Annotated in this window: 1 pseudogene; it reads right to left on the bottom strand. The window is 65.5% G+C overall.

Features of this window, described 5'->3' with window-relative positions:
• Positions 1-188 (bottom strand): annotated as a pseudogene (locus LR394_RS41080) (hypothetical protein); the annotation flags it as partial.
• Positions 189-232: the final 44 nt, after the last annotated feature.

Raw genomic sequence — 232 nt, 5'->3', positions numbered from 1 at the left:
CCGGCATCGATGCCCTTGAATTTCCGGGAGTTCGCCGCGTCGGTGTTCTTGGTGTTGGTGGCTGCGGTGCGCAGACCTTTGGACGTCTCGGCGTAGAAGTCCTTGACGGCGTTGGTGGCGCCGGTGCCCAGGGCTTTGATGATCCGCTGGGCGGCCTCTTCCATGGCCTTGGAGATCGGGCTGCTCATCCGAACGACACCGCCTGGGCCTTGGCCACGAACGCGCTGCCGCG

The sequence above is a fragment of the Kineosporia babensis genome (assembly GCF_021129305.1).
Classification (GTDB): domain Bacteria; phylum Actinomycetota; class Actinomycetes; order Actinomycetales; family Kineosporiaceae; genus Kineosporia; species Kineosporia babensis.
The sequence above is the reverse complement of the archived record's forward strand: the minus strand, read 5'-3'. Positions and strand labels throughout refer to the sequence as shown.